The following is a 26,449-nucleotide window of genomic DNA, read 5'->3' on the forward strand; positions in this document are numbered from 1 at the left end:
GTCAACCGTGCGGCACCACCGCGAGCGGGCACGTCACATGGCGCAGCGCCGAGTGCGCGGTCCGGCCGAGATGTGCGCCGTAGCCGCTACTGCGCCCGATGACCAGGAGCGACGCCCCGGTGGCCGCCATCAGCAACTGGTGCCCCGCGCGCCCGAAGCCGACGCGCTCGACGACGGTGACGTGCGGATGGGCGCGCCGCCACGGCGCGAGGGCGGCGGTGAGCGCCTCCCGGCTCTTCCGTTCGAGGCCGGTGAGGTCGGAGGGGAGTACCCGATCGGGCGCGCAGGCGTCGAGGGGCGCCATCGTCCAGGCGTGCACCACGTGCAGCGGCGCGCGGCGCGCGGAGGCCGCGTCGAAGGCGTACGCGATCGGCGCGTCACCGGAGCGCCACGGGTCGAGGCCGAGGACGACGGGCCGGTGCGGCGTGAGCTGCGAGGGCTTGCTGGCGGCGGCGGGGGTGTGCGCGTCCTTCGGGCGCTCACCGGCGCGCACGAGCACCACCGGGCCGCTCGCGCGGGCGCTCACCGCGGCGGCGACCGAACCGACCGCGAGTCCACAGGCCCCGGCGCGCCCGCGGGAGCCGAGGACAAGGGCCCCGGCCTCCGCGGCGGCGGCGATCAGCGCGGCCACCGTGGGTCCCGCGCGGTGCTGGGCGTGGATCTCCAGCGCGGGGTGTACGTACGACAGGGTGACGGCGGCCCGGTCGAGGACGCCCCGGCCGCGCTCGTCGCCGTGCGGCCTGCGCACCCGGGCGGGCGGCGCGGGGGTGGTGGTGCCCGCGTGCAGCAGGCGGAGCGGGACCCCGTGCAGCAGGGCTTCCCTGGCCGCCCAGTCCGCGGCGGCCATGCTCGCCGTGGAGCCGTCGATGCCTGCGGTGACGACGCGGGCGCCGTCGGTCCGGGGTGGACGGGGGCGTGCGTGGTGTTGCTGTCGGGTCGTGGTGCGGCGGTGGTTCATGGCGTGCCCCAGCGGTGGGTGATCGGTCGGGTGCGGGGTCCGGCGGGTCCCGCGGGACCCGGGCCCCGCCGTGGTGCGGCTCAGTAGGGCCAGGACCAGTCCGCGACTTCGGGCAGGTCGGTGCCGTGCTCGCGGATCCAGGCGTGGTGGCGGGTGCGCTGGTCGGTCATCTCCTGGCGCAGGGCCGTGGCGCGTACGGAGAGGCCGGGGACGCGGTCGATGACGTCCATGACCAGGCGGTACCGGTCGAGGTCGTTGCGTACGACCATGTCGAAGGGGGTGGTGGTCGTGCCCGCTTCCTTGTAGCCGCGCACATGGAGGTGGCCGTGGCCGGTGCGGCGGTAGGCAAGGCGGTGGATCAGCCACGGGTAGCCGTGGTAGGCGAAGATCACCGGCTTGTCGGTGGTGAACAGCGCGTCGTACTCGGAGTCGGCCATGCCGTGCGGGTGTTCCTCGCGCGGCAGGAGCCGGGCGAGGTCGACGACGTTCACGACCCGCACGGCGAGTTCGGGCAGGTGCTCGCGCAGCAGGGCCGCGGCGGCGAGGGCTTCCTGGGTGGGCACGTCGCCCGCGCCCGCGAGGACCACGTCGGGGTCGCGCAGGCCGTCGTCGGTGCCGGCCCAGTCCCACACCCCCGCGCCGCGCGCGCAGTGGGCGCGGGCCGCGTCCAGGTCCAGCCAGTCGAAGCAGGGCTGTTTGCCGGCCACGATGACGTTCACGTAGTCCCTGCTGAGCAGGGCGTGTTCGGCGACGGACAGCAGGGTGTTGGCGTCCGGCGGCAGATAGACGCGGACGGCTTCGGGGCTCTTGTTCAGGACGTGGTCGACGAATCCCGGGTCCTGGTGCGAGAACCCGTTGTGGTCCTGGCGCCAGACGTGCGAGGTCAGCAGGTAGTTCAGCGAGGGGATGGGCGCGCGCCACGGCAGCGCGCGGGCCGTCCGCAGCCATTTGATGTGCTGGTTGACCATGGAGTCGACGATGTGCACGAACGCCTCGTACGAGGAGAACAGGCCGTGGCGGCCGGTGAGGAGATAGCCCTCCAGCCAGCCCTGGCAGAGATGTTCGGACAGGACCTCCATGACACGGCCGTCGGTGGCCAGGTGCTCGTCGGTGGGCAGTGTCTCGGCCTGCCAGGCCTTGCCGGTCGCCGAGTACAGCGCGCCGAGCCGGTTCGACTCCGTCTCGTCGGCGCCCATCACCCGGAAGTCACGGCGCCCCGCGGTGTCGGCCATGACCTTGGCGAGCATCGTGCCGAGCACCTTGGTCGGCTCGTGCTGGGCCGTGCCGGGCTTGTCGACGGTGACAGCGAAGTCCTCAAGGGGGCGAAGCGGCAGGGCGCGGGTGAGCAGGCCGCCGTTGGCGTGCGGGGTGGCGCCGAGGCGGCGGTCGCCGGCGGGTACGCACGACAGGACCTCGTCGGCGGGGCGTCCTTCGGAGTCGAAGAGCTCCTCCGGGCGGTAGGACCGCAGCCACGCCTCCAACTGCCGCAGGTGCTCGGGGTTCTCGCGCACTCCGGACAGCGGTACCTGGTGGGAGCGCCAGGTGCCCTCGACGGGCTCGCCGTCCACGCTCTTCGGCCCTGTCCAGCCCTTGGGGGTGCGCAGGACGATCATGGGCCAGGCCGGCCGGTGCGCCCGGGAGCCCGCGGCGCGTGCCTCGCGCTGGATCCCGGTGATCCGGTCGACGGCCCGGTCGAAGGCCGCGGCGAGCTCGCGGTGGACGGTCGCGGGGTCGTCCCCCGACACATGCAGGGGCTCGTGCCCGTAGCCGCGCAGGAGCGCGTCGAGCTCGGCCTCGGGGATACGGGACAGGAGCGTCGGATTGGCGATCTTGTAGCCGTTGAGGTGCAGGACCGGCAGGACCGCGCCGTCGTGCACGGGGTCGAGGAACTTCGTCGAGTGCCAGCTTGTGGCGAGCGGCCCGGTCTCCGCCTCGCCGTCGCCGACCACACAGGCCACGAGCAGGTCCGGGTTGTCGAAGGCGGCGCCGTAGGCGTGCGCGAGGGAGTAGCCGAGCTCGCCGCCCTCGTGGATGGAGCCGGGCGTCTCCGGGGCCACGTGGCTCGGTACGCCGCCCGGGAAGGAGAACTGCCGGAACAGGCGCCCCATGCCCTCGGCGTCCCGGGTCACGTCCGGATAGATCTCCGTGTAGCTGCCTTCGAGCCAGGAGTTGGCGAGGACGGCGGGGCCGCCGTGGCCGGGGCCCCAGATGCACAGGGTGTCCTGGTCACGCTCCTTGATGATGCGGTTGAGGTGGGTGTGGACCAGGTTGAGGCCGGGTGAGGTGCCCCAGTGCCCGAGGAGGCGCGGCTTGATGTGCTCGGGCCGCAGCGGCTCGGTCAGGAGCGGGTTGGCAAGCAGATAGATCTGGCCCGCTGCCAGGTAGTTCGCGGCACGCCAATGGGCGTCCAGGGAGGTGACGGAGTCCTTGACCATGGACGGGGGACCTCGTTTCTGTCCGGTCGGTGTGGCTGCCGGGTGCGGCTGCCTGTCGGGTGCGGTCACCGGACGGTGCGGTGGCCGTCTGGCGGGTGCGGTCACCGGACGGTGCCCGGTGGCCGCCTGTCGGTGCGGTGGCGGGCCGGGTTCCACGTGTGGCGGGGTTCAGACGGGGCGCATGGCGGAACTAGGAGGGCGGACAGGAAGCACGGAGCGCTGCCCAACACGCCCATCCCCCCTTTTATCGCACTATGCCCCCACCCGCTCCCGCCCCGCGCCTGCTCCCGACCACCGGCGCCCCCGTCCCCCACTCCACCCCATGGGGTGAAAAAGCGGTCCGCCCCGGCACCCGTTCCGTTCAGGTGGCCCGCGCACGGTTCAGCACCTCGCACTGTGCCGCGCTGAGCCGCCCTGCTCTCACGACGACGCCGTACGTTCCGTGCGCCGAGCGGTGCACGGCCAGCGGGTCGGCGATGTCCGGATGCTGCTCGGCATCGTGCAGTGCCGTGGCGACGCGCTCCTCCGGCCAGCCGAGCGCGGCCGCCAACGCGCCTAAGGGCAGGGGCGCTTCAGCCTGTACGAGGGCGGCAAGCACGGTCAGGGCGTCGGCGAACGCGGAGGCAGTGGTGCCGCCCGCCACGGCGTTCGCGCCGCAGCAGCTCAAGGCGCTCCAGATAGCCGACCGCCTTGGACACCGACGCGGGGCTGACGCTCAGCCGCCGTGTGAGGTCGGCGGCGGTGAGGGCGCCCGCGTCGGTCGTGACGAGGGCGGCGAGCACGCGCGCGGCGGTGCGCGGCAGCCCGGTGTGCACCATCAGTTCCGCGAACTGCTCCACGAAGCCGCGTACCGCGTCGGGGTCGCGCCCGCCCCCTGCCCCGCCCGGGCCCCCTTCCCCGCCCGGGCCCGCTTCCCCGCCCGGGCCCGCTTCCCCGCCCGCGTCCGCTTCCCCGCCCGGGTCCGCTTCCGCGCCCACGTCGCCATCCGTGCCGGTGGCCGTCCCGTGCGCGGCCGCCGGTTCCTCGTACGGGGCCGTGGCGGCCCGGCGGGCCCGGCGCGCGGTCGCGTGGTGGGCGTGGTCCGCGCGGTAGCCGCGGGGGCCGCCGTTGCGGGCCACTTCCCTGCTGATGGTGGACGTCGGCCTGCTCAGCCGTCGCGCGATCTCCGCGTACCCGAGCCCGTCGGCGAGCCCCTCCGCGACCCGCACCCGGTCCTCATGGGTGAGGCACCCACGACGTCCTGCGGGGTGTGACGTTCCGCGCCCGGCACGGCGAGGTGCTTGCCCTGCTCGGGCCGAACGGCGCGGGCAAGACGACCACGATCGAGATCCTGGAGGGCTTCCGGGCGCGCTCGGCCGGGCGGGTCGAGGTCCTCGGCACGGATCCGGCGCGTGGCGACGACGCCTGGCGGGCCCGCGTGGGCGTCGTCCTGCAGTCCTGGCGCGACCACGGCAAGTGGCGGGTGCGTGAGGTGCTCGCGCACTTCGGTGCGCACTACGTCCCGTACACCACCGCCGCGGTGCCGCGGCCCTGGGACGCCGATGAACTCCTCGCCGCGGTCGGCCTTTCGGAGCACGCGGGCGCCAAGGTCAGGACGCTGTCCGGCGGGCAGCGGCGGCGCCTCGACGTGGCGATCGGGCTCGTGGGCCGCCCCGAACTCCTCTTCCTCGACGAGCCCACGGCGGGCCTGGACCCACAGGCCCGGTACGAGTTCCACGACCTCGTCCACGGCCTCGCCGCCGAGCACCGCACCACGATCCTGCTCACCACGCAGGACCTCGCGGAGGCGGACAAGCTCGCCGACCGCATCATGATCCTTTCCGGCGGCCGGATCGTCGCCGACGGCTCGGCGGACGAGCTGGCCCGCCGCACCGCGGGCGCGGGCGAGGTGCGCTGGACGCAGGACGGCCGACGGCACACGCGGACCACCGCCGCATCGACCAGGTTCGTACGGGAGTTGCTCCTCGAACACGGTACGGCGATCAGCGAACTCGAGGTCCGCAGGGCCTCACTGGAGGACACGTACATGGCGCTGGTCGGCGAGGCGAAGGAGACGGTCCGATGAAGGAGGCGGGCACGGGGCACGCGGTGCACGCCCCGAAGGCGGGGCGCGCCGGGAAGGCGGGGCGCGCCGGGAAGGCGGGGCGCGCCGGGAAGGCGGGGCCCGCGGAAAGGCTCGGGCCCTCGGTGAGCCCTGCGGGCGCGGCGCTGCGGGCGGGCCTGAGCCGCGGGGCGGTCGAGCTGCGGCAGTCGTTCACCAACGGCGGCGATCTGGTCTCGCACCTGCTCTGGCCGGTGCTGATGCTGACGGCGCTGTACTTCATGCGGGACAGCGAGTTCGGGTCGAGCGGGCTGTCGCTCGGCACGCTGGCGCTGCCCAGCATCCTCGGGATGAACGCCGCGATGGGCATGCTCACGATGAGTCAGGTCCTCACGGCCGAGCGGGAGGACGGCACGCTGCTGCGGGCCAAGGCGACTCCGGGCGGCATGCGCAGCCATCTGACCGGCAAGGTGGTCTCGGTCGCGGGCGGGCTGTTCGCCGACCTGGCGATCCTGCTCGTCCCCGGCGTGCTCCTGATCGACGGGCTTGTGGTGGACGGCCCCGGCGCCTGGCTGACGCTGCTGTGGGTGCTCGCCCTCGGCATGCTGGCGACGCTGCCCATCGGTGCGATCCTCGGCTCGCTGTTCCCCAGCGCCCGCGGCCAGGGTCTGGTCCAGTTGGCTGTTCCCCAGCGCCCGCGGCCAGGGTCTGGTCCAGTTGCCAGTCCTCGCCATGATCGGGGTCTCCGGCATCTTCTACCCCGTCACCGCACTCCCCGGCTGGCTCCAGGCCGTCGCCCAGGCCACCCCCATCTACTGGCTCGGCCTCGGCATGCGCTCCGCCCTGCTGCCCGACACCGCGGCGGCCGTGGAGATCGCCGACTCCTGGCGCCCCCTGGAGACCGCCGCCGCCCTCGGCGTCTGGGCCGCACTCGGCCTCGCCCTCGCGCCGGTGGTCCTGCGCCGGATGGCCCGGCGGGAGTCGGGCTCGCGGGTGGCGGCACGGCGGGAGAAGGCGTTGCAACGGGTGGGGTGAGCCTGGGAACGCGCATCCCGCCGGAGCAGGCCCTCATCGAGGAACTCGGGGTCGGACGCAGCACGCTGCGGGAGGCAATCGGCGCGCTCGTGCACCTGGGCCTGCTAGAGGCCCGGGTCGGGGACGGCACCTACGTGCGCTCGTCGAGCGAGCTCCAGTCGGTCATGGTGCGGCGGGCGAGTTCCGCGCAGCGGGACAACGTACTCGAACTGCGCACCGTCCTGGAGGAGTACGCCTCGGGGGCCGCCGCCCTGCGCCGCAGCGAGGAGCAACTGCGTCAGCTCAGGGAGCTGGTGGCCGACGCCGACGCGGCCTGCGCCGGTGCGGACATGGCCGCGGCCGGCGGCGTCGACGCGCTGTTCCACCGGGCCGTCGTCCGGGCCAGCGGAAACGACCTCCTGATCGAGGTGTACGACTATCTCGGTACGGCTCTCAGCTCGTCCCTGGGCGGCCTGCCCTGGGACGCCGTCGGCGCCAAGGAGCACTCCGCTCTGCACAGGCGGCTCGTCGACGCGATCGAGGCGCGGGACGAGAGCGGCGCCCGCGCCACGGCCGCCGCGATCGTGCGGCTCACCCGTGACCACGAGGCCACGGCTCCGCAGGCAGCGGAGGAACAGTGAGTCCGAAGCCGCCTACGACATCCCATCAGTCCTCCACCACCGGGCAGCCGTCCCATCGGTCCGCCACCGACGAGCCGCCGTCCCCTCCGTCCGCCACCGCCGGTTCACCGTCCCCCCAGTCCTCCACCACCGAGCCGTCGGCCATCGACCGCACCCGGCCCGCCGTGTCCATCGGGCTCGTCATCGCGATCTGCTTGGTGGCGGCGAATCTGCGCACCAGCCTCACCGGCGTCGGCACGCTGCTGCCGGAGATCGAGCGGGGCAGCGGCCTGACATCGAGCTGGGGCGGACTGCTGAGCACTCTGCCCCTGCTGACGTTCGCGGCGACGTCGCCGCTGGTGGCCCGTGCCTCCCACCGGTTCGGCACCGCACGCCTGCTGGTGGCGGCGCTCGGCGCGCTGGCCCTCGGAACGGTGGTCCGGTCGATCCCCTCGGTGATCTGCCTGTTCACCGGGACCGTGATCCTCTCCGCGGCCATCGCGTTCGGCAATGTGCTGCTGCCCGCCCTGATCAGGCGGAGCGTCCCCGCACACCGCATCCACGGCGTCAGTGCCCTCTATGTCACGGTCATGGGCGTCACCGCCGCGGTCTCCTCCGGGATCTCCGCGCCGCTCTCCCACACCTTGCCCGGTTCCTGGCACACCGCCCTCGCCTGGGGCATCGCCTTCACCGTCGCGGCGTTCCTCGCCTGGCTGCCCCGGACGCGGGGCGACAGGCCCCAGGCCGCCACGGGCGTGACCCGCAGTGCCGTCCCCTGGCGGTCGCGCCTTGCCTGGCAGGTCAGCATCTTCATGGGCCTGCAGTCCCTGGCCTTCTACACCGCCGTCGCCTGGCTGCCCAGCATTCTGATCCACCGTGGCACGACCAGTACCGCGGCCGGATGGATGCTCTTCTACTACCAGGTGATCGCCCTGGCAGCCAGCAGCCTTCTACCGCTGTTCACCCGGGGCCGGCTCGACCAGCGATGGACCGCGGCCGGGGCCTCCGTCGTCGTGGCCGGTGGCTTCGTCGTACTGGTGTCCGCGCCCGCGCTGTCCGTCCTCGCGTGCACCCTGCTCGGCGCCGGCGGCGGCGTGTGCCTCGTCCTCGCGCTGACCTTCCAGAGCGAACGCGCGGGCAGCGCCGGCGAAGCCGCCGCGCTCGCGGGCATGGCGCAGTCCATCGGCTACCTCGTGGCGGCCGCCGGACCCCTCCTCCTCGGCATCCTGCACACCACCACGAGCAGTTGGACGCTCCCGCTCGTGGTCCTGATCGCCCTCAGCGTCGCGATGGCGGGTGCCGGGTACGGTGCGGGACGGAACCGCCGAGTGCGGTGATCCGCCCGTGGCCCGGGACGGGCTCAGCAGGTGGGCCGGTACGGGACGTCGGGGATGTACGCCTTCCAGTCGCGCCGGGAGAGCCCGGTGTCCGTACGGACACAGACGTCGGAGGCCACCTTCCGGGGAGCGACGCGGTAGCGCTGGAGCGGGACGCGCTCGCCCGCGGCGTACAGGGTGGCGCTGTCCGGGCCGAACGCGAGGGAGAGCTGAAGGTCGCCGGGCGTGGGAAGCGCGGCGCCAAGAGCCTGGTTGGCGGTGGCGTCCCACAGGCGCAGCGTGCCCTCGGAGCCGCCCACGGCGAGGGTCTCGCCGTCGGGGGAGAAGGCCAGGGTGCTCACCGGCTCGGCGGCGTCCTGCCGTTCACTGGTGAACGTACCGTCGAACTCCCCCACCCGGCGGCGCAGTTCGCCGTCCCAGAGGGTGACACGCCCCGAGGTGTCACCCGCGGCGAACAGCCGGCCGTCGGGGCTGAACGTGATCGCGGTCAGCGAGTCCGAGTCGAGGCCCAGGCTCACCCGGGTCACCCGGCCGTCCCGCAGGTCGGCCATCCGGCTGCTCGCGGCCACCAGGAGTCTCCCGTCGGGCCGGACGGCCAGTGCGCCACCCATGCCACGCAGCACCTTGGTGCGTCTTCCGCCGCGTACGTCGTACACCTCGGTGGGCCCCTCGTCCCCGCGGGAGACGAACAGGGAACTTCCCTGCGGGCTCAGCGCCATCCTGAGGACTCCCTCCGTGTCCCGGCCGGGAGCCCGCAGGGCCTTCGGTGTCCTGTCCCGGCCCGCGTCGACGTCCCAGACGGCGAACCGCTCCCCCGCCGCCGAGTCCACCGGGCCCGTCCGCAGGGCCAACGTCCCTCCGTCGGCGCTGATCGCCATGTCCTCCAGGCAGTCGTCCACGTACTCCTCGGTGCACCGCAGTTGGGGCAGCTCTTTCCCGCGGCGCCCGGTGGGCACGTCGAACAACTGGAAGCGGGTCGTCCCGTCGGTCTCCTGCCGCGACCTGATGAGCAGGCGCCCGTCCGCGCCGAACGCGGCGCCGGACACGGCGCGTTCCAGCCAGGTCCCGGCGGCGGCACCGCGCAGGGCGAGCGAGCGCACGACTCCCCCTCGCATCCGGCGCTGTGACAGATAGCGGATGCGGCGGTCGTCGAGATCGAGGCTGAGCTGCCCGACGGACTGCGTGGTGACCGGGTACCGCAGCACCGGCTTCTCGGCGTCGGCAAGGCGCCAGAGACTGATCTCCTGGGCGTCCGACGTCACGATGAACTTCCCGTCGGCGCCGAACTCCAGGGTGGACAAACCTGGTTGGTCGACGCCAGGCAGTGTGCTGCCGGTCCGCGCGCGCCACCTCCGCACGGCGTCCGGCGTGACGGCCGCCACCGTGCGGCTGTCGGGTGCGAACCGGACCTCCGCGCACGCGTCGCTTCCCGCGCGCGGCAAGGAGGCGGGTACGGGAAGCCGCCGCCGCTCGGCCATGTCCCACACCTGGAGCCGGCCCCTGGCCGGGCAGAGCGCCACCAGGCGCTCGTCGGGACTGACGACGGCCGCCTCCACCTGGCCGACGGGAGCGGTGAAGAGCAGACGCCGACGCACCGTGTCCCAGACGCGGGCCCGCACGGCGGCGGTGTCGCCGAGGACGACGGTGCGCGCGCTGGAGCCGAACCCCAGGCTCACCGCGTCCGGCGAGCCGAGGCGGCGGCCGGCGATCCGGCCCGCGGCGATGTCCCAGACGAAGACGCCGTCGTCCGTCTCCAGGAGCAGCCCCCGCGCGTCGGGGCTGAGATACGTGGCCGAACCCACGTGGCGGCCGAGGCCCGGATACCTCCCCGTCCTGCGTTCGGTCCGCACGTCCCACTTCGTGACGTGACCGCGGTCGGCGACGACCAGCGTGCGCCCGTCCCGGCTCAGGAACTGCTGGGAGTCCAGGCTCTCGGGCACCGAGAACATGTCCTCCTCCAACTGGGTGTGGGCGCCCATGAGTCCCGCGCGGGTCTCCGGTGTGTCGGCCACCCGCCAGGCGGCGACGTTGAGGCGCATGGCCGTGACGGGGTCGGAGAAGCGCATGCCGTCCGCGAGGGCGCTGACCTTGCGGGCGACGGCTTCGGTTCGGCGCTTCTCACTCGTACGGTTCTGCTGCCAGGCGACCGTGCCGGCCACGAGCGCCAGGACAAGGAGGACGGACAGCGTCCCCAGCAGGGACCGGCTGCGGCGGCGGTCCCTGGTGCGGGCGGCGACGGCGGCGGCCAGGAAGGCACGCTCGTGCCCGGTCAGCGCGGCCTCGCCGTCCCTGCCTGCGAACGCCTCCTCCACGGCGGCCAGGCGGTTGCCCCGGTACAGGGCCCCGGAGTCGCGCCCGCTCTCCTCCCACGCGTTCGCCGCGTCCGTCAGGCGACGGTGCAGCCGCAACCGCTCCCTGTCCTCCTCCACCCAGGTGTTCAGCCGGGGCCAGGCCGTGATCAGCGCCTCGTGGGCCAGCTCCGCCGAGGACTCCTCCAGGGTGATCAGCCGGGCGCGTGCCAGTTGTTCCAGGACCTGCGCGGCGCCGGGGCCCACCGCGAGGAGTTCGGCGCGGTCGGCCGGGCGGCGGGTGTCCGGCGCCCCTTCGCCCGGCGTGATCAGACGCAGCAGGAGGTGCCTCGCGAGAGCGGCTTCGCCCGGCGTGAGCCGTGCGTACACCTCTTCTCCCGTGCGGGCGATGGCACCCCGCAGTCCGCCTGCCGCCTCGTAGGACGACTCGGTCAGCGCCCTGCCCTTGCGCCGCCGCCATGTTTCGAGCAGCGCGTGCGACAGCAGGGGCAGACCGCCCGGTTCGTCGGTGACCTCCGTGACGAGCCGCGCGGTCAGGGCCCGTTCGACGAGGGCTCCCCGGGTCGCCGCGGGCCCGACGATGGCCTGGCGCAGCTCCTCCTGGCTCATGGGCCCCACCAGGAGACTGGTTCCCCGCAGCGCCGCGGCGAGCGCGCGGTGTTCGGCGCAGCGGCCGTAGAAGTCGGCGCGTACGGCGATGACGACGCGCAGCCTGCTGTCCGGCTGCCGGGCGGTGAGCAGCCGGTCGATGAACGCCGTCCGCTCCTCCTGGCTCCGGCACAGAGTGAAGGCCTCCTCGAACTGGTCGATCACGACGACCGTGTCGCGGTCGCCGTCCGCCGGGGACAGCGGTGCCGCGTGCGCGGCCAGGGGGTGCGCGCCGGGGGTGAGGATGCGGATGGCCGCGGGGCGGCGGCGCGGCTCTTCGGCGTGCTGGAGCGCGGGGACGAGACCCGCGCGCAGCAGGGACGACTTGCCGCTGCCGGAGGCTCCCACGAGCGCGGCGAACCGGTTCTCCGCCACGACGGCGAGCAGTTCCCCGGTCAGTTGCCCGCGGCCGAAGAACCTCTCCCTGTCGCCCGGCTCGAACCGGGCGAGGCCGAGGTAGGGCGCGGGCTCGTCGTCCGCGTCCGACGGCACGGCGGCCGCCTCCGCTCCGGCCTCGCGCCAGCGGTGCTCCCACTCCGTCTCGTCGCCGCCGCAGGCCGCCACGTACGCCTTGAGTACCGGCAGCGACGGCAGCCGCTCGCCCGCGGCGGCCTGCGCCAGGGTCGTGACCGAGTACCCGCCGCGCGCGGCCATCGTCCGGTACGTCGGGCCGCCCGCGTCGCGGCGGAGCGCGCGCAGCTCGTACGCGAAGCGCTGTACGGGTCCCGCGTCCGGGTCCAGTGGACTCTCCCGACGCCCCACAGTTCCCTCCCCCGGCACGCGGCAGATCGCGTCAAGGTACGCGGGGCCGTGGCGCACGGCAACGGGCCGTGACAGTTGGGGGCTTTCTTAGGCCACCCCCTGCGACCGGCGGCGTTCGCATTGTTCGGAGTGATCGCGGGGGGCTGCCTGACAACGCCGCGGCGGCTGCAATCGAGTCATCGGCCAGGGGTCGGCCGACGCCACGGGGGTTCTCACCCGGGTGCCTCGGCCGCCCCGGAAGCCGGACACACAGTTGTACCGATTCACCGATTCACCGACTCATCGATTCATCGACTCATTGACAGCGATCGGACGAGCCCGGCCCGGGCTCAGTCGGGGGAGATACTCCATGCACATCAAGCAAACGATTCGCGTGGCAGTCGGCGCGGCCGCGGCAGCGGTCGCCCTGACCACCGCGACCACCGCGACCACCGCTGCCGCGGCGGCAGAAGCGGGCGCCTCGCCCGGTGCAGCGGCTTCGGCGGCACGGGACACAGCCAACTGGCCGCCGCCGCGCACCACGGACGCGGGCAACTGGCCGCCTCCGTACACCGCCGAGGCGGGCAACTGGCCGCCGCCCCGCGCCACGGGCAACTGGCCGCCGCCGCGGCTCGTCGTCGCGATCGGCGTGTGACTCCGGTGTGTTCCTGAGCCGGTGCCGTCCGCCCGTGTGGGTGGGCGGCACCGGCGTGCCGGGGGGCAGCGGTCTCGGTCAGGGGTTGCCTGCGGGGGTGAGCAGGGCCCGTACGTGTGCGGCTTCGGGGCTGCCGATCCGTTCGAAGAGGGAGAGTGCCTCCTGCCAGCAGGTGTGCGCACGCTCCTGCTGGCCGAGTTGGCGCAGCGTCCGGGCGAGCAGGGACAGCACACCGGCGAGGCGCCGGTCGCCGCCGATGTCGCGGAGCAGGACGAGGGCTCGTTCGGCGTGCGCGGCGGCCACGCGGGCGCGCGAGGCGGCCAGTTGGGCGGTGGCCATACGGAAGTGGGTCATCCCGATCCAGTACGGCTGCCGGCTCTCCTGGAAGATCACGAGGCCCTGGTGGAACCGTTGCAGCGCCTCGTCGTAGCGGCCCGCCTCGTGCAGGGTGAGACCGAGGGCGTAGTAGCCGTTCGCGAGCCGCAGGGTGGCGCCGAGCCCGCGCCACAGTTCCACCGACTGCTCGGACGCGGCGATCGCGCGCTCGGTCTGCCCGAGGCCGAGCTGGGCCCGGCCGAGGTTCATGAGCATGGCCGTCTCGCCGTAGCGGTTGCCGTCCGCGCGGAAGGCGCTGAGGGCCCGGGTGAAACAGGCGGCGGCGGCTTCGTGGCGGCCGTGGAAGATGGCGAGCAGGCCAAGGAGGTTGGGCGCGTAGCCGAGCGTGAGCGCGTCGTCGGCGGCGGCGCCGAGGGCGTGGGCGCGTTCGGCCTCCTCCCGTGCCCGCTCCACGCGGCCCGCCAAGTGGTGCACTTGGCCGAGAACCACCCGTGCGCGGCCCTCGGTGCGCGGATCGCCGCCGCGCCGGGCCTCCTCGGCCACGGCCGACGCCGCCGAGGCGTACGTCTGCCGGTAGGCGCCCGACTCCATCAGGTCCTGCGTCACCAGCAGGACATCGGCGGCCATGGGCGCGAGGGCCGGTTCCGCAGCGCACTGGCGTACGGTGGCGAGCAGCGCGGGTCCCTCGGAGAACAGCCAGTCCAGGGCCTGTTGGCGGCCGTCGAACGGCAGGGCACGGCGGGCGGTGGGCGCCAGGTGTTCCACGAGGCGGTCGCCCGGGTTCTCAAGGACGTACGCGTGGCAGGCCGTGGCCAGGTAGAAGCCGAGCAGCCGGGACAGCGCGGCCCTGCGGTCCCCGGCCGGGTCCTCGCGTCCGGCGCGGTCGCGGGCGAAGAGGCGCAGCAGGTCGTGGTAGTGGTAGCGGCCCGGGGCCGCGGACTCCAGCATGCCGGTGTCGACCAGGGACTCAAGGAGCCGCTCGCTGGTGTCCTCGTCCTCCTCCAGTACGGCGGCGGCCGCGGCGAGGGAGACGTCCAGGCCGTCCGGCAGCGCGAGCCGCCGGAAGGCGCGGGCCTGCGCGGGCTCCAGTTGTCCGTAGCCCAGCTCGAAGGTGGCGTCCACGGCGAGGTCGCCCAGGCGCAACTGGTCGAGTCGGCGGCGTTCGTCGGCGAGCCGCCCGGCCAGGGTGGAGACCGCCCAGGCGGGGCGGGCGACCAGGCGCGCGGCGGCGATGCGGATCGCGAGGGGCAGATGCCCGCAGGCGGCGACGGTCTCGCGGCAGGCGGTCGGCTCGGCATCGGCGCGCGGGGCGCCGACGATGCGCCCGAACAGGGCGAGGGCCTCCTGCTCGCTCATGACGTCGAGGTCGAGCACCTGGGCGCCGGGGGCCGCGACGAGACGGGCGCGGCTCGTGATCAGTACGGCGCAGCCCGGGGCGCCGGGAAGGAGCGGGCGCACCTGGGCCTCGCCGTGCGCGTTGTCGAGCAGGACGAGGACCCGGCGTCCCGCCAAGGTGGACCGGTAGAGCGCCGCCCGTTCCGCGTGCTCGTCGGGGAGGGCGGAGTCGGGGACGCCGAGGGCGCGCAGGAAGGCGCCGAGTACGTCGTGGGGCCTGGCAGGGCGAGGGCTCTGGCCGAGGAGGTCGGCGTAGAGCTGTCCGTCGGGGAAGTGGCCGTGGACGGTGTGGGCGACCCGTACCGCGAGGGTGGTCTTGCCGACGCCGCCGAGTCCGCGCACCGAGGCGATGGCCATCACCCGGCCCGGGTCGCGAAGGAGTTCGCGCCGCAACTGTGCCGCGGCGGCGGCCCGTCCGGTGAAGTCGGCCAGGTCGGCGGGGAGTTGGGCGAGGCGCGCCACCTGGGGCGGCGGCTGGTCCTCGCCGCCGGTGCCAGGGGGCGCGGCGAGACCGGGGTCCGCGTGCAGCACGCGCTGGTGCAGTGCCGTCAGTTCCGGTCCTGGGCCGACGCCGAGTTCCTCGTCGAGCATGCGGCGGGTGTCGGCGTACACGCCAAGGGCCTCGCCCTGGCGTCCGCCGCGGTAGAGCGCCAGCATCAGCAGGGCGCGCAGGCCCTCGCGCAGCGGGTGCTCGGCCGTGAGTGAGGTCAGTTCGGAGACGGCGTCGAGATGTCCGCCGAGTTCCAGGTCGAGGGCGATGCGGTGTTCGAGCAGGGCCAGGCGCCGTTCGGTGAGGCGGGAGCGCTGGGCGTCGGCGAAGGGGCCGGGGACGCCCCCCAGCGGTTCCCCGTTCCACAGCGCAAGCGCGTCGCGCAGTGCCCGCCGGGCGCGGTGCGGGTCGTGCGCGGTGCGGGCCTCGGCCGCCTGCGCCTCGTACTTCTCGCACATGGCCAGGTCAAGGGCCCCGTCCGGCAGGGCGATCGCGTAGCCCCCGGCCTCGGAGACCAGGGTGCGGCGGCCGAGCACCTTGCGTAATCGGGAGGCGTAGGTGCGCAGGGCGGGGAGTGCCTGGGCTGGAGGCGCCTGCCCCCAGATGGCGTCGATGAGTTCGCTCGCCGTCGCCGTCCGCCCGGCGCGCAGCAACAGCGCGGTCAGCAGGGCCCGTTCCTGGGGGCGGCCCTCGGGCAGGGCCTCCGTACCGCGCCACACCCGGACGGGGCCGAGCACCTGGAAGCGCAGCGGGGGCACGGGCCGCAGGGCGTCGCGGGCCGGGGCGGTGCCCTGCTCGGGGGTACGGCCGCTGCCCGGCGGTGGGCGGCGGTGGGCGGGGAGGGTGAAGCCGAGCTGTTCCAGCGGCATGCCGAACATCTCCTCGAGCACCCGCTGGCTCGCGGGGCGCGGGCAGGGCGGATCGGGCTGCCGCCAGCGGTGCAGTTGCCGTGCGGTGATGTGGGGCGGCTCGCCGATGCGCCGTGCGGTGGCGTCGTACACCGCCATGAACACCGCCGGCTGCTGCCACTGGCGCCGGGCGCACAGCCGGGCGAAGACCGACTGCCGTGTCGCCATGTCCGCCTCCGGGCTCTCTCTTTCCGGCAGACGGCTCAACCTAGCGGCCGCCGTGATGCGGTCACAGATGTCGGACCGGACGAAAGTCCGGCCGAAAGTCCGACGGCGCGGCTGCGGCACGGCCACGGAACGGTGCCGACCACGCTGTTTCGACGGCCGGGCCGCCTCTCGGGGGCGGTCATCGGATGGACAGCGCGCGGAGGCGGCCTGGTGAGCGAGCCGGTGTTGACTCTTTCTCGTCCGGCACAACGGCGCAGAGCTGAAGGAGAGGACGAGAAGATGACGGCACTGACGACACTGACGACACGCGTGTCCACGCGTGCGGCGCTGATATCGGGCGCGGCGCTGCTGGGCGGAGGTCTCGCTGTCGCCCCCGCGGCAGGAGCGGCCTCGCCCCAGGCCCCCGCACACCCCTCGGCACAGACGTCGGCGAAGACCTCCGCGCTCGCCGGGGCGGAGCGGGCCGCCGCTCCGGCCGGGTGCCCGCGGGAGTACTACTGCGTCTATCTGCACGCGAGCTACCGGGGCGAGGACTACTTCTTCAAGGACGACAACCCGTCGTGGAAGCGCTGGGCCATCTTCAACAACGACTCCTCGTCGTGGAACAACGGCGCCACAGGACTGGGTGTGGCCCTCTACGGCGAGGAGAACTACGGCCGCAAGCTGGGCTGTCTGCCCAGGGGGCAGGGCTGGACCCAGCACCGGCCGAACGACGACGGCGAGAGCAACAAGTGGATGCGGTGCTGAGGGCGTCCCCATAGCTCCCGTGGCTCGTCGCCTCGGGAACAGCTCCCGTGGCTCGTCGCCTCGGGACGTCCGGGTGCGGTGACGGGGGGCCGCGCGCGGACAACTGACCCGGTTCCCGGGTGTACGGACCCGACCGGGTGCCCGGGGCCAGGCCCCCGCTTCCGGGCAGTCCGGACCAGGCACCCGGGGGCCGGGCAGCCGGGCGCGCGCCCCTGAACCAGGCGCGCGCCCGGTCATCCCCGGCCCTCCCCGAACCGCCCTCCGCCCCCACCGACGAGCACCAGGGCGTACCCGACCGGAGGTTCCCATGCAGCGAGTCGCGACACCCCGCCGGGCGGCGGCCGCAGGATGCCTGGCGCTGCTGCTCCTGGCGTCGTGCTCCCCACAGGAGAACACCGCACGGGAGGACCCTGCACGGCAGGACCCTGCACGGCAGGACCCCGCTCGGGAGAAAGGGGCCCCGCCCCGCCCCGCTCGGCCCGAGCCGCCGGCCGTGCTCGACCGGGCGGCTCTCGCCCGCGTCAAAGGCACCGAGGCGCAGCGGAAGCGGCTCCATCTCGCCCAGGAACAGCTCGTCGCCCGCTGCATGACCGTCCGCGGCTTCCGTTACCGGCCCAGTCCCTGGTTCGTGCCCCGTACTCCGGGCGAGGACGACCCGCGCCGGGGCGATGAGGTGGAACGACGCCGCGAGGACGGATACGAGGCCGCCGCGAACCTGCGGAAGGCACAGCTCCCCGCGGACCCGAACGCCGCCTACGTGAACTCCCTCACCGCGGCGAGGCGGACCTCGTACACAGCGGCGCTCTTCGGCACGCTGGGGCACAAGGTCAAGGCCGAGCTGCCCGACGGCAGCGAGACCTACATGTACGCCGACGGCTGCAACGCGCGGGCGCTGAACCGTCTTTACGGGGATCTGGCGGTGTGGATGCGGGCGCAGATGGTGGCGACCAACCTCGACACCGAGATCGACCGCAGGATCCTCGAAGACAAGCGGGTCAAGGCACTCGACGCCCCTTGGAGCCGGTGCATGGCCGCCGCCGGGCACCGCTACCGCAGCACGTCCGCGGCACGGTCGGCGGTCTTCGACGGATACGACAAGGCGTTGCGGAAGAAGTCCGCGCGCGGCGAGGCCACGGCGAAGCGCCGCGAGACGGCGGTGGCCGTCGCCGACGCCACCTGTGACGCTTCCGTGGGCAGGGCCAGGCTCGTCCGCTCCCTCGACCACCACTACCGCGAGCAGGTCGCCGCCGACCGCAGCCGGGAGATCGCCACCTACCAGTCCCTGCGGGCGAAGGCGTTGCTGAGGGTGGCGGGCGAGGAGGACGGCAGCCGTCGCGGCTGAGCGAGGACGCGGCACCCGCCACGGCTGACCGGGAGGACGGTACCCGCCACGGCTGACCGGGGGGGGACCCGGAAGGCCCGCCCGCCTTCGACGGCACCCGCACCTTCGACGGCACCGCGCCTACAGCGGTACCGGACCTACGGCGGCACCGCACCTACAGCGGTACCGGACCTACGGCGCCACCGAGGCCGTGCCCGTCCACGCCGCCCGCAGCGCCTTCTTGTCCACCTTGCCGACCTTGGTCATCGGCAGTCGATCGAGCAGGACGGTCCTCCGGGGTGTGTACAGGTCCCCCAGCTCGGCGGTCACCGCCACGCCGACCGCGTCCGGGTCGACGTCGGCGTCCTCGGCCGTGGCGAGGAAGATCTGTACGGCCTCCCCGTACTCCTCGTCCGGCACGCCGAGCGCCGCCGCGTTGCGCACGCCGGGCAGGGTGAGCAGGAAGTCCTCAAGGACCCGGGAGTAGACGTTGTCGCTGGTGCTGCCGGTGACGATGATGTCCTTGGCCCGGTCGACGAGATAGAGGTACCCCTCGGTGTCGAGGTAGCCCACGTCCCCGGTGCGCAGCCAGCCGTCGTGCAGCGCGGCCGCCGTGCGCTCCGGGTCCTCGTAGTAGCCGAGCATCACCGTCTCGCCCTTGACGCACACCTCGCCGACCTGCCCGGCGGGCAGCGCGGCCGCGCTGTCCGCACCGCGGATCTCGATCTCGACGTCGGCTATCGCGCGACCGCAACTGCTCCAGAGTCCGGGCCTCAGGGCGGCCTGTGAGGCGAGGTCATCGGCGCCGAACGCGGTGATGCCGAGCGCCTCCGACTGTCCGTAGCCCTGGCTGAGCACGGGCCCGAGGACCTCGACGGCCTGCCGCAGCCTGGCGGGCGAGCAGGCCGCGCCGCCGACGACGATCCGCCGCAGCGCGGGAAGGGCGCCCGGCACGCACTCCGGGTGGTCGAGGAGGCCGTACAGCATGGGCGGTACGAACATGGTGGCGGTGATCCGCTCCTCGCGCAGCACCGAGAGCGCCGCACCCGGCTCGAACTCGGGAAGGACGACCAGGGCCGAACCTGTCACAAGGGCCTGGATCGACGTGAGATGGCCGCTGCCGTGCGTGAGCAGCGTGGCGGCGAGCACCCGGTCCGTGCCCGGGGTCATGGCCGGGAAGAACCCGGGTCCCGACTCCTGCTGGTCGTCCCGTACGAGGTCCACCAGCGTGTCGTAGAGGCGGTGGCTGTGCGCGGCGAGCTTGGGGCGGCCCAGGGTGCCGCCGGTGTAGAGGACGGTGACGGCCTCGTCGGCTCCCGGGGCGGGCACGTCGCCGGGGCGCTCGTCGGGGCACTCGGCCGCCAGGGCGAGGAGGTCCGCGCACTGCTGCTCGCACGGGCCGAGGCTGAGCAGCGCGGGTGCGTGGACGCTGCGGCCCGCCGCGTCGGCGGCCCGCTCCGCGAAGAGCGGGTCGGTGACCACGGCGCGCGCCCTGGACTGCTCGACAAGGGCGGCGAGCTCGCCGGGCCCCGGCTCGGGCGGCAGGAACACGACGCGGCAGCCGATGAGATGGACGGCGAGCTGCACCAGGACGGAGTCCACGCGATTGGCCAGGAACAACCCCACCCCGTCGCCCGGCGCGAGCCCCTCGCGGCGCAGCGCGTGCCCCAGCCTGAACAGTTGCCGCCTGGCCTCCCCGCGGGTCAGCCGCTGCGCGCCCTGGACGAGCGCCTCGGTGTCCTCGTCCCGGTACCAGTGCTCCAGGACGTGGTCCACGTACGTCCGCTGCTCGGAAGTCTCCTGTGCGTTAACGATCATGGGCATATGCAAACACGCCGCTCAGGGGCCATTGCCCCACAGGGGGGCGACTTCAGCCATCGGGTGACGGAGTACCCTGCCCCGGCCCCGGTGTCCGCTTCGGCCCCGATCGCGCACGCCTGCTCATTCGCAGCACTGGTTCCGCGGGTGGGAAAGACCTTTGCACCATTTATGATTACGAGAAGGGCAGGCCACATCATGAACAACACCCCCCAGGTCGAGACCCTCGAAATTTCCGACGCCGACCTCGACAACGTCGCCGGTGGCCTCGTCTCCGGTGTCGCGAACAACGTCACCGACACCGTTGACTCCATCGCCATCCTCACGTACGGCCAGGGCAGCTACGTGGGACGTTCACGAGATCGTCTGCTACGTCCTGCGGAGCCCCGTCACCGGTCAGGTGACCCGCGTCCTCGCCGAGGAGGGCAAGCGACTCGCCGCAGGCGCCCCCGTGCTCGAAGTCCGTACGGACCGGGGCGACAAGGTCGTCCGCGCGATCGCATGGAGTGCGGCGCCGCCGCGCTCGCCATGGTCCTCGCGCACCACGGACGGCACGTCCCCTGGAGGAGCTGCGCATCGCGTGCGGTGTCTCCCGCGACGGCTCCCGGGCCAGCAACGTCCTGAAGGCCGCGCGGAGTTACGGCCTGACGGCCAAGGGCATGCACATGGAGCCCGCCGCGCTCATCGAGGTCGACGCGCCCGTGATCCTCTTCTGGGAGTTCAACCACTACGTCGTGTACGACGGCACGGGGCCCATCACCCGCCTCAAGGACGTCGAGAACTTCCCCGTCGACACGCGCTACTCCCGCCCCGAACCGGCGGCGAGCACGCGCCGTCTCAAGGCCACGTCACCCTCGACGACATCACCTTCGGCTACAGCCCCTCGGCAAGCCGCTTCTGGCGGGGTTCTCCCTGTCGGCCGGTCCAGGGCAGCAGGTCGCGCTCGTCGGCGGCTCCGGCAGCGGCTGCGGCAGCGACAGCGGCAAGTCCACGGTGTCCCGGCTGATGTCCGGGCTCGACAGCGTCGCCCTCTGGGACCCCTCGATCCCCGACGACGCCGTCGTCACCGCCCTCAAGGACGCCTGCGTGTACGAGGTCGTGGCCCGCAGGCCCGGCGGCATCCACGGCCGGGTCTAGCAGGACGGGCGGAACTTCTCCGGCGGGCAGCGCCAGCGCCTGGAGATCGCACGGGCCCTGGTCCGCCGCCCGAGCGTCCTCGTACTCGACGAGGTGACCGGCGCCCTGGACGCCGAGACCGAACAGGTCATCAAGGTCATCATCGACAATCTGCGCCGCCGCGGCTGTGCCCGCGTCGTCATCGCGCACCGTCTGAGCACCGTGCGCGACAGCGACGAGATCGTCGTGCTCGACCACGGCCAGGTCGTGGAGCGCGGACGCCACGAAGACCTCGTCGCCGCGGGCGGCCCCTACGCCCACTGTTGCTCGTGGTAACCGGCGCCGTCGACCTGTTCGCCATGGACGCCGTGCACCAGGGCCACCGGCACCACCTCGGCCGACGCGGCACCGAGCCTCCTGGAGCACGCCTTCGCGCTCGGCGTCGGACGCTGCCACCGGGTCCTCTTCGAGGCGCCGCTTGACGGCCGTACGGTGGGCGGCGACGTGGTGGCCGACGACGACATCCTTTCGATGCCGGTCACGCCGGGCAGCGTGCGGTACGGCGCCGCCTACAGCGAGCAGGCCACGGGCGACCTGCTGGTCGACGCGGCGACGTGGCAGCGGATGGTCGACCAGCAGCACCGGCTGCTCTCGACGCTCGACCGCTGGATCGAACTCCTGGAACGCGCCCACGAGGACCGTACGGCCGCCGGGATCAAGGCGGGCGAGAACGTCCGCGAGCAGGCCGACCGTACGCTGATCGCCTGGCTGGGCCGCTTCCATCTGCCGCTCTGCATGCTCATCATGTTCATGCTGCTCGCAGGCCGGCCCGCGGCAGCCTTACCGCGGGTGAGTTCCTCACCTTCAGCACCGCCGTGACCATGCTCCTGACGGCCGTCGCACCGCTCACCGGCGCACTGCTCTCGGCGGCCGCGGTGCTCCCGATGTTCGAACAGATCAAACCGGTGCTCGACGCGGCGCCGGAGGTGCGTACCGGAAGCACCCAGTTGGGCGAGCTCCGGGGCGGGATCGAGGGAAGAGGCATGGGAGGCCGCCGCGATGGCGGGCCTCGCCGAGGACATCAAGCGCATGCCGATGGGTCCGCACACGATGATCTCCGGCGGCGGGGCGGTCTCCGGCGGCCAGCGCCAGCGCCTGATGATCGCCAGGCCCTGATCCGCCGCTCCCGCGTCCTCTTCTACGACGATGCGACGAGCGCCCTCGACAACGAGACGCAGCGCACGGTCATGGACAGCACGCGCGCCCTTGACGCCACCGGCGTGGTGATCGACCACCGCCTCTCCACCGTCATGGGTACCGACCGGCTCGTCGTCATGTCGGAGGGCCGCGTAGTACAACAGGGACCACCGGCACGGTTGCTTGCGGACACGGGGGACGGTTGCACGAACTGGTGCGGCGACAGGTGCGGTGAGACGGCCGGAACACCGGTCGGCACGGCTCGGCACGGCTCGGCCCGCCGCACCGGGGCTACGATCAGCCACCCGCCCTGAGCGTCGCTTCCGGCCAGTGAGGGATACTGGCGTCGACAACTCGTGGGGCGGCGGGAGGACGATGTGAACGACCCGGACGACGGGTATCCGGCAGCAGGCGAAGCGGCACCCTGGAGCAGGCAGTTGAGCATTTGTACGTTGCCGGACCGAGCTGGTCTGAAGGTGACCGGAGAAGTCTGCCTGCCCACCTACCCGGTGTGGGAGCGAGCCCTTGAAGAAGTGCCGCGGCAGCGCCAGGAAGGACCGTACTGGCTGGAGCTCTCGGCGCTGACCTTCATCGACGTGGCCGGAGCGACCGCGTTGGCGACGACCGCCCAGAGCCTGGACGACGAGCAACGAATCGTGCTGGATCATCCGCCGCCCGCCCTGAGCCGCCTCCTGGAGCTGTTCTGGCCCGAGCTGTCCGCGATCGAGGTGGCCACCTCATGAATGCCATGACCGAGACCGAGCCCTTCGTCCACCCGGCGCTGTTCTACCGCGGCGAGCAGGAGTACTTGGCGGGCACCGTGCCGTTCGTCCGTGCGGGCCTGGACGCCGGCGAGGCGGTGGCCGTGGCGGTTCCCGAGGCCAACCTCGAACTCATCCGCGCCGCCCTTGGCGAACAGGCCTCGCAGGTACAGCTTCTCGACATGACACAGGCGGGCCGCAACCCCGGCCGGATCATCCCGCGCGTCCTGCGGGCCTTCGCCGACGCCCATCCCACCCGACGGGTCCGGATCATCGGTGAGCCGATCTGGGCCGGGCGCACCGAAACCGAGTACCCCGCCTGTGTTCAGCACGAGGCGCTCATCAACCTGGCGTTCCGGGGCCGGGAAGCAACGATTCTCTGCCCCTACGACGCGCTGAGCCTGGAAGAGACGGTCCTGGCCGACGCCCTCGCCACGCACCCGACGATCATCGAATCCGGTACGCAGGACACCAGCGCGGCCTATGCCCCCGAAGCGGTGGTCTCCCGCTACAACCAGCCCCTCAAAGCGCCCGGTGACGCGCCGTCGATGCCCTACGCGCAGGAGTCGCTGCCCGACGCCCGCCATGCGGCCGCTCGGCGGGCGGCCGAGCTCGGCCTCCCCGAGTCCCGCCTGGGCGACTTCGCGCTGGCGGTGGCGGAGCTGACGACCAACAGCGTGGTCCACGGAGGCGGAGTGGGCGCGCTGCGGATCTGGTCCGAGGACCAGTACGTCGTCTGCGAGGTACGTGACGCGGGCCTCCTCACCGACCCGCTCGCCGGCCGCCGCCCCGCGTCCCGGGACCAGCGCGGGGGGCGCGGGCTGCTGCTCGTGCATGTGCTCGCGGACCTCGTCCGCGTGCACACCTCCCCGGCCGAAGGAACAACCATCCACTGCTACTTCGAACGCTGACGAGCCACCCGGCGAAGCCCACGTACCCGGCGGAGTTTCTCCGGCCGGGTATTCCACACGGGCCGAGCCGGACCCGACCGAGGGATTCTTGCCCGCGTTCTTCCCGACCTTGGAGGAGTTCGAGCCGGCTGTCCCCGACCTGGAGTCGGCGGACAGCGTCATCGGCTCGGCCGCGTTGCGCGAGTAGCCGGTGGGCTGCAGACGGAGCATCGGTGAAGGCGGTCCGAAATCTTCCCACCGGTGATCTCACAATATCTGCGGCACCAAGACCGCTGCTGTCTTTTCGTAAATGCCGATCAGTTGTCGGTGGTCGTTGCGGTGCAGCGATTGGAGGCAAAGATGGCGAGGTGGGAGCCCTGCGAGTTGTAGTTCACCCAGTCGTACAGAGTGGCGACCAAGACCCCGGCGGAGGCGCCGTACTCCTTCGACTGTTCGGCAGTGGTGAAGCATGAGGATTACCGCTACGCGGACATGCCTTCCGGCGAGTGCGGCAACCGGTGGATCGACAAGCACTGGGACCTGAGCCAGATCGGCTGCTTCAACCGGGCGAGTTCTTTCGAACTGAGCTGACAGGCCGGCCTAAGGGCGACAGACTCGACCGGTGCTGATCTGACCGGCGCGGACAGTGCACCGCCGCCCCGTCCGCAGACCTGGTCCGACCTGCCGAGATGAGAGGCTGCTGGCGGGCCGCGGCGACGAACGCGCAGCCGAGACGCACCTCGGCCCGTACCCATGGCCATGTCCATGGCCCTTCCCTCTTGATGTGCCCCCGTCACCCCTGTTCCAATTGGTCCGGACCAATTGCGTCGAGTGGAAGGCACGACCGTGCGACGGACCCCCCACCCGCCCCGCCACCCGCTCCCCCTGAGGACCGCCTGTCTCCTTGTCACCGCGGCTGTCTGCGGGCTGAGTTCCTGCGCCTGGGGCGGTGGTGACGGCAAGAGCACCCGGACGCCCTCGGCGCCGCGCGGGCTCACCGTCCAGGCGGGCAGCGCGACCTCCGTGCACGTGATGTGGAACAGCACCACCGACGGGTCGGACATCGACGGCTACGAGATCTACCGCGGTGCCGACAAGGTCAAGGACGTCCCTGCCGACCAGCACATGGTCGACATCACCGGGCTGAAGCCGTCGGCCACGTACACCTTCTCCGTACGGGCCCGCGACGCCGACGGCAACGTGAGCCCGGACAGCAGGAAGCTGAAGGTCAGCACGCCCGCGGCCACGGCCGCCGACCGCGAGGCCCCGTCCCGTCCCGGCACCCTGCGCGGCGCGGCCGAGGGCAGCCACGCGGCGACCCTCGCCTGGGCCAGGTCCAAGGACGACCGCGGCGTCGCCTCGTACGAGATCTACCAGGGCGGCTCGAAGATCCACAGCGTCGGCGGGGGCACCACGGACACCCTGATCACCGGCCTGCGGCCGGGCACCGCGTACACGTTCACCGTGAAGGCGCGCGACGCCGCCGACAACTTCTCCGCCGCGAGCCCCACCCTGCGCGTCACCACGGCCGCGGGCAAGGACAGCGGGCGCGCCACGGCCCCGGCGGACTTCCGGGCCCGTACACACCGCTCGGACGACGACAAGGCATACTACATCGACCTCACCTGGAAGCCGCCGCGCACCGGCGGCGCCGTGACGGAGTACCAGATCCACCTGGACGGCCGGAGCGCCACATCGCTGGTCTTCGGCGGCGAGGCACCGACGGACAAGGCGAAGCACAGTTTCTATGTGGGCCGGGAAGCGGGCGAGACGCATCGCGTGAAGCTGCGCGCCAAGCTGCCCGACGGCACCTGGGGGAGCTACTCGCCCGAGCGGACCGTCACCACCCGCTGACGCAGGATCTCCGCAGTCCGCAGGCACCAGTCGTACGTCTCCCGCTCGAAGGCGAGGCCGCGGCGACACGTCAGATAGGGCCCGATCCGTCTGCCCGTCCGCAGGAACTCCCCCTCGTCGGCCTCCCCGCGCAGCCGCACCAGGAGCTTGCCGAGGACCTCGGCCTTGGCCTCGGCGACCGCCGCACGCTCCTGGAGCTGCGCGATCACCGGGGCCGGGTCGATGCCGTCCACGGCCTGCACCTTGACCAGCAGGTCGTCACGGATGAAGGACGGCTTGGCGGGCGTCGCGGCGAACCGCTCCAGTTCCGCGAGGCCTGCCTCGGTGACATGGAACATCCGCTTGTTCGGCCGCCCCTCCTGCACCACTTCGCGCCCGGCGACGAGCCCCTCGCCCTCCAGTCGCGACAGTTCGGCGTACAACTGCTGCGGCAGCGCGTGCCAGAAGTTGGCCACGCCGATGTCGAAGCCCTTGGCCAGTTGATAGCCGCTGAACTCGCCGTCGAGCAGCGCCGCGAGCACCGCATGCCGCAAGGCCATGGCCGCCCTCCTTCTCCGCCTCGGTCCGCCCCGCCCGGGGGCTTCCGCTGCGCGCCCCGCTCCGTCATCATAGTCAAGAATCAGAGTACTCATTTTGTTGAGTATGCAATGCGCTGAGTACGCATTTCCCCGAGTACTCATTTCGTGAGCA

General features: G+C 72.9%; 20 protein-coding genes and 3 pseudogenes. 14 read left to right on the forward strand and 9 right to left on the reverse strand.

Going from position 1 to position 26,449, the window contains the following annotated elements; genetic code table 11:
- Position 1: 1 nt before the first annotated feature.
- From IG78_RS0101315 to IG78_RS50920, 4 genes are all read right to left on the reverse strand, one after another.
- Positions 2 to 958 (reverse strand): universal stress protein, encoded by a 957-nt coding sequence (locus IG78_RS0101315; RefSeq protein WP_051852266.1) that lies wholly within the window; start codon positions 956 to 958, stop codon positions 2 to 4.
- 80 nt (positions 959 to 1,038) lie between these two features.
- Positions 1,039 to 3,393, reverse strand: coding sequence for a phosphoketolase family protein (locus IG78_RS0101320; protein ID WP_030559063.1), 2,355 nt, complete (start codon positions 3,391 to 3,393; stop codon positions 1,039 to 1,041).
- Between the two features lie 361 nt (positions 3,394 to 3,754).
- Positions 3,755 to 3,943: a hypothetical protein gene (locus IG78_RS50915; RefSeq protein WP_051852267.1), complete on the reverse strand. Its 189-nt coding sequence runs from the start codon at positions 3,941 to 3,943 to the stop codon at positions 3,755 to 3,757.
- Positions 3,944 to 3,965: 22 nt separating this feature from the next.
- A complete protein-coding gene (locus tag IG78_RS50920; protein ID WP_051852268.1) occupies positions 3,966 to 4,601 on the reverse strand; it encodes a MarR family transcriptional regulator in 636 nt (211 codons plus the stop codon).
- A 32-nt stretch (positions 4,602 to 4,633) separates the two neighbouring features.
- Between IG78_RS50920 and IG78_RS0101330 the strand changes: the two genes are divergently transcribed.
- From IG78_RS0101330 to IG78_RS0101340, 3 genes are all read left to right on the forward strand, one after another.
- On the forward strand, positions 4,634 to 5,458 hold the full coding sequence (locus IG78_RS0101330) for an ABC transporter ATP-binding protein (RefSeq protein WP_037684790.1): 825 nt from the start codon (positions 4,634 to 4,636) through the stop codon (positions 5,456 to 5,458).
- Between the two features lie 600 nt (positions 5,459 to 6,058).
- A complete protein-coding gene (locus IG78_RS50925) occupies positions 6,059 to 6,469 on the forward strand; it encodes an ABC transporter permease (protein WP_225881897.1) in 411 nt (136 codons plus the stop codon).
- The gene (locus IG78_RS0101340; protein ID WP_051852269.1) at positions 6,466 to 7,089 is read left to right on the forward strand and encodes a FadR/GntR family transcriptional regulator; all 624 of its coding nucleotides are present in this window, start codon (positions 6,466 to 6,468) and stop codon (positions 7,087 to 7,089) included. The genes IG78_RS50925 and IG78_RS0101340 overlap by 4 nt, the downstream gene beginning before the upstream one ends.
- Before the next feature lie 25 nt (positions 7,090 to 7,114).
- Here IG78_RS0101340 and IG78_RS49980 read toward each other — a convergent pair whose 3' ends face one another.
- A complete protein-coding gene (locus IG78_RS49980) occupies positions 7,115 to 7,273 on the reverse strand; it encodes a hypothetical protein (RefSeq protein WP_169749656.1) in 159 nt (52 codons plus the stop codon).
- Here IG78_RS49980 and IG78_RS0101345 point away from each other — a divergent pair.
- Positions 7,254 to 8,405, forward strand: a complete 1,152-nt coding sequence (locus IG78_RS0101345; protein WP_051852270.1) for a CynX/NimT family MFS transporter — start codon at positions 7,254 to 7,256, stop codon at positions 8,403 to 8,405. The genes IG78_RS49980 and IG78_RS0101345 overlap by 20 nt on opposite strands.
- Before the next feature lie 23 nt (positions 8,406 to 8,428).
- Here IG78_RS0101345 and IG78_RS0101350 read toward each other — a convergent pair whose 3' ends face one another.
- Positions 8,429 to 12,124 carry an nSTAND1 domain-containing NTPase gene (locus IG78_RS0101350; protein WP_030559067.1) on the reverse strand — a complete coding sequence of 1,232 codons (3,696 nt, stop codon included), beginning with the start codon at positions 12,122 to 12,124 and terminating at the stop codon, positions 8,429 to 8,431.
- Between the two features lie 349 nt (positions 12,125 to 12,473).
- On the opposite strand from IG78_RS0101350, the gene IG78_RS0101355 reads away from it, so the two are divergent.
- Entirely contained in the window at positions 12,474 to 12,758 is a 285-nt protein-coding gene (locus IG78_RS0101355; protein WP_030559068.1) for a hypothetical protein, read from the forward strand.
- A gap of 78 nt (positions 12,759 to 12,836) precedes the next feature.
- Here IG78_RS0101355 and IG78_RS0101360 read toward each other — a convergent pair whose 3' ends face one another.
- A complete protein-coding gene (locus IG78_RS0101360) occupies positions 12,837 to 16,055 on the reverse strand; it encodes an AfsR/SARP family transcriptional regulator (RefSeq protein WP_169749657.1) in 3,219 nt (1,072 codons plus the stop codon).
- Between the two features lie 279 nt (positions 16,056 to 16,334).
- Between IG78_RS0101360 and IG78_RS0101365 the strand changes: the two genes are divergently transcribed.
- On the forward strand, positions 16,335 to 16,802 hold the full coding sequence (locus IG78_RS0101365; protein ID WP_030559071.1) for a peptidase inhibitor family I36 protein: 468 nt from the start codon (positions 16,335 to 16,337) through the stop codon (positions 16,800 to 16,802).
- A 307-nt stretch (positions 16,803 to 17,109) separates the two neighbouring features.
- Positions 17,110 to 18,144, forward strand: coding sequence for a hypothetical protein (locus IG78_RS0101370; protein WP_157855734.1), 1,035 nt, complete (start codon positions 17,110 to 17,112; stop codon positions 18,142 to 18,144).
- Between the two features lie 171 nt (positions 18,145 to 18,315).
- Here the strand turns inward: IG78_RS0101370 and IG78_RS0101375 are convergent, their stop codons facing one another.
- Complete coding sequence (locus tag IG78_RS0101375; RefSeq protein ID WP_225881898.1) at positions 18,316 to 19,941, reverse strand: AMP-binding protein; 1,626 nt, start codon at positions 19,939 to 19,941, stop codon at positions 18,316 to 18,318.
- Positions 19,942 to 20,447: 506 nt separating this feature from the next.
- Here IG78_RS0101375 and IG78_RS52550 point away from each other — a divergent pair.
- From IG78_RS52550 to IG78_RS0101425, 7 genes and pseudogenes are all read left to right on the forward strand, one after another.
- Positions 20,448 to 20,627: pseudogene (locus IG78_RS52550) on the forward strand (cysteine peptidase family C39 domain-containing protein); the annotation flags it as partial.
- Positions 20,628 to 20,675: 48 nt separating this feature from the next.
- Positions 20,676 to 21,393 (forward strand): annotated as a pseudogene (locus IG78_RS45135) (ATP-binding cassette domain-containing protein); the annotation flags it as partial.
- A pseudogene (locus tag IG78_RS52555) lies at positions 21,378 to 22,489 on the forward strand (ATP-binding cassette domain-containing protein); the annotation flags it as partial. The pseudogenes IG78_RS45135 and IG78_RS52555, both read left to right, overlap by 16 nt.
- Before the next feature lie 217 nt (positions 22,490 to 22,706).
- Positions 22,707 to 22,997 (forward strand): STAS domain-containing protein, encoded by a 291-nt coding sequence (locus IG78_RS45145; RefSeq protein ID WP_225881899.1) that lies wholly within the window; start codon positions 22,707 to 22,709, stop codon positions 22,995 to 22,997.
- Positions 22,994 to 23,926 (forward strand): anti-sigma factor RsbA family regulatory protein, encoded by a 933-nt coding sequence (locus IG78_RS0101410; protein WP_030559080.1) that lies wholly within the window; start codon positions 22,994 to 22,996, stop codon positions 23,924 to 23,926. Before IG78_RS45145 ends, IG78_RS0101410 begins: the two co-directional genes overlap by 4 nt.
- A gap of 387 nt (positions 23,927 to 24,313) precedes the next feature.
- A complete protein-coding gene (locus IG78_RS0101420) occupies positions 24,314 to 24,496 on the forward strand; it encodes a hypothetical protein (RefSeq protein WP_030559082.1) in 183 nt (60 codons plus the stop codon).
- A 255-nt stretch (positions 24,497 to 24,751) separates the two neighbouring features.
- Entirely contained in the window at positions 24,752 to 25,759 is a 1,008-nt protein-coding gene (locus tag IG78_RS0101425) for a fibronectin type III domain-containing protein (protein ID WP_030559083.1), read from the forward strand.
- Here IG78_RS0101425 and IG78_RS0101430 read toward each other — a convergent pair.
- Positions 25,726 to 26,298, reverse strand: a complete 573-nt coding sequence (locus IG78_RS0101430) for a PadR family transcriptional regulator (protein ID WP_030559085.1) — start codon at positions 26,296 to 26,298, stop codon at positions 25,726 to 25,728. The genes IG78_RS0101425 and IG78_RS0101430 overlap by 34 nt on opposite strands.
- Positions 26,299 to 26,449: the final 151 nt, after the last annotated feature.

The organism is Streptomyces aureocirculatus (genome assembly GCF_000720475.1).
Classification (GTDB): domain Bacteria; phylum Actinomycetota; class Actinomycetes; order Streptomycetales; family Streptomycetaceae; genus Streptomyces; species Streptomyces aureocirculatus.

Bases quoted from the DNA above. Each gene is read 5' to 3' on its own strand.
- IG78_RS0101320 (WP_030559063.1), bottom strand. From the start codon at position 3,393: ATGGTCAAGGACTCCGTCACCTCCCTGGACGCCCATTGGCGTGCCGCG.
- IG78_RS0101365 (WP_030559071.1), top strand. From the start codon at position 16,335: ATGACGGCACTGACGACACTGACGACACGCGTGTCCACGCGTGCGGCG.
- IG78_RS0101410 (WP_030559080.1), top strand. From the start codon at position 22,994: ATGAATGCCATGACCGAGACCGAGCCCTTCGTCCACCCGGCGCTGTTC.
- IG78_RS0101375 (WP_225881898.1), bottom strand. From the start codon at position 19,941: ATGATCGTTAACGCACAGGAGACTTCCGAGCAGCGGACGTACGTGGAC.
- IG78_RS0101355 (WP_030559068.1), top strand. From the start codon at position 12,474: ATGCACATCAAGCAAACGATTCGCGTGGCAGTCGGCGCGGCCGCGGCA.
- IG78_RS49980 (WP_169749656.1), bottom strand. From the start codon at position 7,273: ATGACGAGCCCGATGGACACGGCGGGCCGGGTGCGGTCGATGGCCGAC.
- IG78_RS0101370 (WP_157855734.1), top strand. From the start codon at position 17,110: ATGCAGCGAGTCGCGACACCCCGCCGGGCGGCGGCCGCAGGATGCCTG.
- IG78_RS0101315 (WP_051852266.1), bottom strand. From the start codon at position 958: ATGAACCACCGCCGCACCACGACCCGACAGCAACACCACGCACGCCCC.
- IG78_RS0101360 (WP_169749657.1), bottom strand. From the start codon at position 16,055: ATGGCGACACGGCAGTCGGTCTTCGCCCGGCTGTGCGCCCGGCGCCAG.
- IG78_RS0101430 (WP_030559085.1), bottom strand. From the start codon at position 26,298: ATGGCCTTGCGGCATGCGGTGCTCGCGGCGCTGCTCGACGGCGAGTTC.